Source organism: Firmicutes bacterium HGW-Firmicutes-1 (genome assembly GCA_002841625.1).
Classification (GTDB): Bacteria; Bacillota; Clostridia; order Lachnospirales; family Vallitaleaceae; genus HGW-1.
In genome coordinates this window covers 2522-9190 of sequence record PHAG01000025.1, presented here as the reverse complement: position 1 = coordinate 9190, position 6669 = coordinate 2522, and the positions used below count along the sequence as shown (strand labels likewise).

The window sequence follows — 6669 nt, the reverse complement described above, 5'->3', positions numbered from 1 at the left end:
CAACGTCACATAACAATGTATTGCCAACATTCATCAGCTTAAAGCAATGTTATGTGGGACATCTTTGATCTGATGAACGTCGGCAATACGCGAGAGTTAGGCGACAGAATCAATTAGTGAATAAAACAACTGACATGCTAAGGGAGTACAATGAAACAGACAAAAGAATTAACCAAAATGGCTACTATTATTATTGTTCTAATAATTATTACATCATGTCATCGAAATGTTGTGAACGAGAATGAAGAAATAATCAAGTCAACGATAAAAGTAGATACTAAATGGGAAGATTTTCTGAATGATTGTATTATTAATCAAAAGCTTGAATTATTGAGACCTGACGAAAGCACACAGATAAGCCTAAAAGCATACGTAGAAGAAAAGAAAATAATAATAGAAGCTGATTCGAATGAAATGGAATTTTTGGTGACTGAAAACATGGATGCTTATTTATTTGATCTAGATGGAGATGGCGTTAACGAACTTTATGTTGTTCAATGCGAAGGCGGTTCAGATAAATTTTATTATGTGAAGATATATAAACAGACGGATGATGTATTTGTAGAGACTGTGATAACAGTAGGTAATATATTTCCCATAACATATGATAGTAAAGTACACTTCTTAAGTATAGAGTATGATTATGAAACAAAGCTTAGGAATGCCGTTATTGAATATGAATTTAACGGGTTGTTTTTTGAACAGAAAAAGACTAGTCAGTTTGATTATGGCTATAATACCTCTGAACTATCTGAACTTATGTCAGATATCATAGATGATAATTATCTAAACAACCTAAAGAATTATCAAATGTCTGATTCTAATATAGCTATAATTAATAAGGCAACAAATCAACCACCATACGATATTGAACTATTTGATACGAAACATAATATTAAATTCATCTTCACAGTTGATTTATTCCATACATCTAATTGGTATTCGCCAAATCAATGGGAAATTACAACCAGTGATGAATATACATTAAAGTTGGAGGGTATAGAACAACTAATAACACGCATAGATGAAAATGTTTGCTTTGGAATTAAATTTTATCAAGATGGTTTAGATAATATATATATTCTAAAAGTTTCTTATCCATATTTCACTGTACATGAACCCAAAGGTGGGGAGTTAATTTTACAGCTATTTAGATTAGAAGAGAACGAAATTTGTGAAGTCGAGAACATAAAACTTGAACCAACGATTATAATAAATAAATAATTACTAAAGGCTATCGGCAGTTTCCATTGATTCCATCGCCTAACAATATGTTCACAACATTCATCAGCCAGAAGATTAATAAGTTGGGAAGTGAAAGAGGCTGATGAACATCGTGAACACGCGAACGTTATATGAAATTACACACTAGTTTAAATCCTTTTATTTTTATAGAGAATGCAGGAGGTATATATGGAGATCAAACTTGAAAAAGTAAGTATTGACGACATCACTTCAATTAATAACATTCAGAAACTTGCGTTTTATGAATCATATGAAAAATATAAATTTTGCCCAGCTTATGAGACAACAGATGAACAATTAATATCATTTCTTGAGAGAGCAGATGCATATAAAATTATTTTAGATGATAAGATAGTAGGTTCTATATTTATTTGTAAACAGGGAGATCGTCGATATGAACTTAATACAATAACAATTCAACCGGAATATCAGAATATTGGCATTGGTGGTAAGGCAATACAGAAAGTTGAGGGTTTTTATAATGATGCTTTGGTATGGACGCTAATGACTCCGGAAACTGATTATAGGAATAATCATCTTTATGAAAAGTTTGGATACAAAAGAATTGGTTTAAACATTATTAATGAATATTTGAATTTAATCATTTATGAGAAGAAAATCATATAATGTAGGCTTATAAAAACTGATTGTTGGTTGTTATATAATGGCAGTTACCGTGTGTAACATCATATAACAAGTTGTTGCCAAAATTAACAGCATTAAGTGATATATAATTGGGAAGCGTATGAGCTGATAACTTCGGCAACAACGAAATCGTTATATGACAGCTAGTTATTAGATTATTTAATGTGGCCGCCCGAGTTTCTGTTCCAGCTTTAAATGAACAGTTTCCAAATAGGAAATGAGCAGCCACCTTTAATATAGCTACAATATATAGCAATGAGTGGCTTCCCCTAAATATATTTAGGAAACTGTATTAAGTAATTGCAGAAGGAGCTGGAACTCTTGATTTTGAGTATAACAACGCAAAGTAGTTTCTGGGGTAATGATCGCACTAGGACGCTCAGATGTCCTCAACATATCGAATGCAGTTTTAAATAATTGATTAATAAGCCACATTTAAATATGTATAAGGTAAGAACTTGAGTGGCTTAATCTAAGCTAATTGAATGAAACTGCCTGATGAGGAATTTAGTTGAGGACATCTGAGCTACTGGAATAGGTAAGTGAAACTACGCGGGAAGAGACTGTGATTTTTCGAAGAGTAACTAGAAGGAAGCCGTCTCATAACATGATATTGGCAACATTCATCAGTTTAGTTAGTTTTATAATTATAAGTAATTGAGCTGATGAACGTCGCCAATACCCCGTCCGTTAGGCGACAGAATCAATTAGTGTTTGATTATACGTAGTATGATTATGATTAGTATGGCAACGTAGAAGAAAGAAAACGATACATCAGAATTTGTATTGGAGATTATTTTTATAGGAGGTTTAATATGCGTACGATAGAAGTTATTGCTTTAGTCATCCTTTTCATCATATCATTAGGTTCTTTTGTTGTTGGGTACTTCCAATTTAAAGAAAAGGGTATCTTGTTTAATAATGCATATCTTTATGCTTCAAAAGAAGAACGTAACAAGATGAATAAAAAACCGCATTATCGGCAATCGGCAATCGTATTTGTTGTAATCGGAATCATATTCTTATTAAATGCTATAGAAATGATTATCCGTAGTGGATGGATATTTCATGTTATGATTGGACTGATGATTCTTCTGATTATTTATGCAATTATATCATCAATTATTATTGAAAGAAAATATTAGTAAAACTTATTATGATTAGAAAATCATTTGAGGTTGAGCATGAAAAAGTCAGTGCCAAAATCTTAGATACTGGTTTCAAGTTTGTTATAACCTGGTACTATGAGCATAATATTCAGCTCAACAACTTCCAATTTATTAATTAATTATAACTTGCCATTTTGATTATACTAGTCTAGTTATACATTAACTGTAAATAGCATAATATCCGTATAATAAAAATATGAGTGATTTAATCAAACTATTTAATTAATGGCTACTGGTAGCTTCCATTGATTCCATCGCCTAACAATATGTTGCCAACATCATCAGCCTAATGAGTAACTAAAGCTACATTATTCGAGCTGATGACGTCGGCAACACGCGAACGTTATGCGAAAGAACTTGCTAGGTCTTTTTTCATGATTATTATTTCAAAATCGGGTGCTTAAATTATTACAATTGATGGAATACAAATTTTTATATTTTCAGAATATATGATAATGGAGATATTAACAATCCCAAAATTTTATGGAAGGTAAGCAAATGAAAAAGAAGATTATAGCAATAGCTAGTAGTCTAGTTGTGATTATACTAGTTACATTTGTTACTAGTAAGTATTTGCCAATCATTTTCAATTATCCGCATATTCCTAAAGAAAGAATAATTGAAGCATATAAAAATAATAAAGATCAATTTGTGGTGCTTTCGAATTATGCTGAAGAGATCACTAAAGATATTACTGTCGATAGGGATAGCGATAGCAAGTTTTTAATTTCTAGCGTTGAAGGAGCTAGAATTATTGATATTAAGGTCGATAATAAAAAATATAAGGATGGTATTCTGAACTTATTGTATAATCTTAAATTTAAACATATTATTGAAACGGGTAATGGAGTTTATTTTATAAGGCAGACAGATATAGCATTTGAACAAGGAGTAGTATTCTCAAAAGATGGGCTTAAGCCTGATTGGCCCCTAATAAATGTATTAGAATCGATAGACGGTAATTGGTATTATTATGAATCTGAGTGAAAGCTAGCTTTGGGTGTAAGATGTCATCAATGACGCCCACGAGGGAACTTGAAACTGAAAAAGAACTATTGGGTGAATTTGATGCTGTAACGATTTACCTTTGCAATGGACATGGCGATGCAATTGGCTTAGTGAACAATGAAGGGGCAATGCTTACCACCTATGATTATGATGTTTTTAGAAATATTATAGAGATGCCAGTCGGTAGCAACTACAAAGTATATTATGCAGAAGGTTAGAGTTACAGGCTGAATCTAGATAATAGGCTTTGATTTATGGTTGTTGGAAGTTTCCGCAAGTTCCTTCGCATAACAAGATGTTTCCGACATTCATCAGCCATTAGATTGACTCTACATGAAGTGTCAGAGCTGATGAACATCGGAAACACGCAAACGTTATGTGACAGAATCTACTAGTATAATTAATTAATGGGTTAAACAAATGAGGAGGAAGCATGAAAAGAAAATTAATAACTATTTTTATGATGATTATTATATGCATTTTATTACAAGGATGTAATAAAAACACTGAAGACGGAAAGATTGAAGTTTTCTTAGCAATAAGAGCTGAAGATAACGAAAAGCTATTATTTTCAGATGAAGATATACAAGAATATATTTGGGAAACACATGAGATAAAATTCAATGAGGAATTTTTAAGTAAAGTAGGTGATTTATCTAGTGCCTATGTATCAAGTAATAGTACCATGTCTCATGAAGGGGGCTCAAAACTACTTGGAACCTTGTCAATGGATAGATTCATTTTTACGGTAAATGGTGAACGTATTTATGATGGTTACTTTGAACCAGTTTTAACATCATCAAATATACCAATGGGAGTTATAATATCTGATATAACAGATGGGGTTAAATTGAAATTAACTTCGCCTGATGAAGATCCAAGAGCAAATCAAGAATTATACAATGTATTAAAAGAAAAGGACTTATTGCAATAATCTGCAGGCAGTATAAGGTTTCCGTAGATTCCATCACATAACAATATATTGCCAACATTCATCAGCTTTAAGCGTAATTATATTGATGTATGACGTACTGATGAACGTCGGCAATACGCGAACGTTAGCTGACATTGTGCGCTAGTGCAGTAATTTGAGTTTTATGGGGGATAGTAGATGAGAAGAGTATTAAAGAATACTATTATTGTATTGATTTTAGCAGTAGTTTTTACATGTTTCTATTGGTTTATAATTCACCCCAATTCATATGATTATAATACTGCTGTAAATAATGGTGATGTGGTGATGGGTCCAGAAGGACCTATAAATAAAGAAGGACTGATTCAGTATATCAAAAACGTTGAACTCAAACAAATAGAAAAAATTCGCATAACAGCATATTCAAAAGAAGGGTACCCAATAATTTTTGATTTGGAATATGATGGTACAATTATAATATGCAACACAGACAATACTAGAAATGCATATGGAAGAGAAAAGTCGAAACAATACGGAGAGTATACAAAAATAATCAAGGGTGATTATAATGACTATTTTCTTATAGATGAAACTGGGAGATATCAAAAACAATGGATTTTTCAGGAATAACTTACAACTTATGTTTACAATAACTAATAGATTATTGCTATTGGAGGTTTCCGCGCGCAACATCAGCTAACAAAATGTTTACGACATTAATCAGCCTAAAGAATGGATTATTTGGTGAGTAAGTGAGCTGATGAACATCGTAAACACGCGAACGTTATGTGACATTGCCTGCTTAGTAATCTAGAAAAACCCTAAATAATATGGAGGATACATGAAATTTTATTTATCATCATTTAAAACTGGATCTGAAGTAGAAAAACTAAAAAAAATAACGCAAAATGGAAATAAAAGAGTTGTATATATTTCAAATGCACTTGATTACTTAACGGATTTAGAAGAAAGGAAAAGATATGAAGGTAACGATATATCTGATCTTAAACAACTAGGGTTTCTAGTTGAGTTATTAGACTTAAGGTATTATTTCAATAAACAAATAGAACTTGAAGAAAGAATACGAGAATATGATTTAATCTGGATAAGTGGGGGTAATTCTTTTGTACTTCTTCAAGCAATGAAACTTAGTGGATTTGATGTAATTATTAAGAAATATTATGAAGAGAAAGTTGATATTGTATATGGTGGTTTCAGTGCAGGTGTGTGTGTGTTGGGTCCAACATTGAAAGGGATTCATCTAGTGGATGATCAAACTGAAAAACCATATGGAGAGCAGCACGCTGTGATTTGGGATGGATTAGGTATACTTGATTATGTAATTGTACCACACTATAAATCTGATCACTTTGAGTCAGAAGAAATGGATGAGGTTATCCAATATTTGATAGATAACAAGATGTTTTTTATCGCATTACGAGATGGTGAAGTAATAGTAATTGAATAGAAAAGTTATAGATTTTCTAATACGACCAGCAGGCAACATCACATAACAATATGTTCACAACATTCATCAGCATGAAGTTGGACAAAATGGTAAGTTATTTAGCCGATGAACGTCGTGAACATGCGAACGTTATATGACAACTAGTTTTTAGATTATTTAATGTGACCGCCCGAGCTTTTGTTCCAGCTTTAAATGAACAGTTTCCAAATAGGAAATGAGCA

8 protein-coding genes are annotated in these 6669 nt (G+C 32.0%); all 8 read left to right on the top strand.

The genetic code is table 11. From position 1 onward, the window contains the following. The first annotated feature begins 150 nt into the window (after positions 1–150). The 8 genes from CVU84_17535 to CVU84_17500 all read left to right on the top strand — a co-directional run bounded on the left by CVU84_17535 (position 151) and on the right by CVU84_17500 (position 6448). On the top strand, positions 151–1224 hold the full coding sequence (locus CVU84_17535; protein ID PKM93112.1) for a hypothetical protein: 1074 nt from the start codon (positions 151–153) through the stop codon (positions 1222–1224). Positions 1225–1398: 174 nt separating this feature from the next. Continuing rightward, complete coding sequence (locus CVU84_17530) at positions 1399–1872, top strand: GNAT family N-acetyltransferase (GenBank protein ID PKM93111.1); 474 nt, start codon at positions 1399–1401, stop codon at positions 1870–1872. Positions 1873–2705: 833 nt separating this feature from the next. Further along, the gene (locus tag CVU84_17525; GenBank protein PKM93110.1) at positions 2706–3035 is read left to right on the top strand and encodes a hypothetical protein; all 330 of its coding nucleotides are present in this window, start codon (positions 2706–2708) and stop codon (positions 3033–3035) included. A gap of 507 nt (positions 3036–3542) precedes the next feature. Continuing rightward, positions 3543–4046 (top strand): hypothetical protein, encoded by a 504-nt coding sequence (locus CVU84_17520; protein PKM93109.1) that lies wholly within the window; start codon positions 3543–3545, stop codon positions 4044–4046. Positions 4047–4075: 29 nt separating this feature from the next. Beyond that, positions 4076–4285, top strand: a complete 210-nt coding sequence (locus CVU84_17515; GenBank protein ID PKM93108.1) for a hypothetical protein — start codon at positions 4076–4078, stop codon at positions 4283–4285. Positions 4286–4500: 215 nt separating this feature from the next. Next, entirely contained in the window at positions 4501–5001 is a 501-nt protein-coding gene (locus CVU84_17510; protein ID PKM93107.1) for a hypothetical protein, read from the top strand. A 177-nt stretch (positions 5002–5178) separates the two neighbouring features. Further along, a complete protein-coding gene (locus tag CVU84_17505; protein ID PKM93106.1) occupies positions 5179–5610 on the top strand; it encodes a hypothetical protein in 432 nt (143 codons plus the stop codon). A 211-nt stretch (positions 5611–5821) separates the two neighbouring features. After that, on the top strand, positions 5822–6448 hold the full coding sequence (locus tag CVU84_17500; protein ID PKM93105.1) for a hypothetical protein: 627 nt from the start codon (positions 5822–5824) through the stop codon (positions 6446–6448). The last annotated feature ends 221 nt before the right edge of the window (positions 6449–6669 follow it).

What these genes read in the sequence shown, in the direction of transcription:
- CVU84_17515 (PKM93108.1), top strand. Translation starts at nt 4,076, where the DNA reads ATGACGCCCACGAGGGAACTTGAAACTGAAAAAGAACTATTGGGTGAA.
- CVU84_17525 (PKM93110.1), top strand. Translation starts at nt 2,706, where the DNA reads ATGCGTACGATAGAAGTTATTGCTTTAGTCATCCTTTTCATCATATCA.
- CVU84_17535 (PKM93112.1), top strand. Translation starts at nt 151, where the DNA reads ATGAAACAGACAAAAGAATTAACCAAAATGGCTACTATTATTATTGTT.
- CVU84_17510 (PKM93107.1), top strand. Translation starts at nt 4,501, where the DNA reads ATGAAAAGAAAATTAATAACTATTTTTATGATGATTATTATATGCATT.
- CVU84_17520 (PKM93109.1), top strand. Translation starts at nt 3,543, where the DNA reads ATGGAAGGTAAGCAAATGAAAAAGAAGATTATAGCAATAGCTAGTAGT.
- CVU84_17505 (PKM93106.1), top strand. Translation starts at nt 5,179, where the DNA reads ATGAGAAGAGTATTAAAGAATACTATTATTGTATTGATTTTAGCAGTA.
- CVU84_17500 (PKM93105.1), top strand. Translation starts at nt 5,822, where the DNA reads ATGAAATTTTATTTATCATCATTTAAAACTGGATCTGAAGTAGAAAAA.
- CVU84_17530 (PKM93111.1), top strand. Translation starts at nt 1,399, where the DNA reads ATGCAGGAGGTATATATGGAGATCAAACTTGAAAAAGTAAGTATTGAC.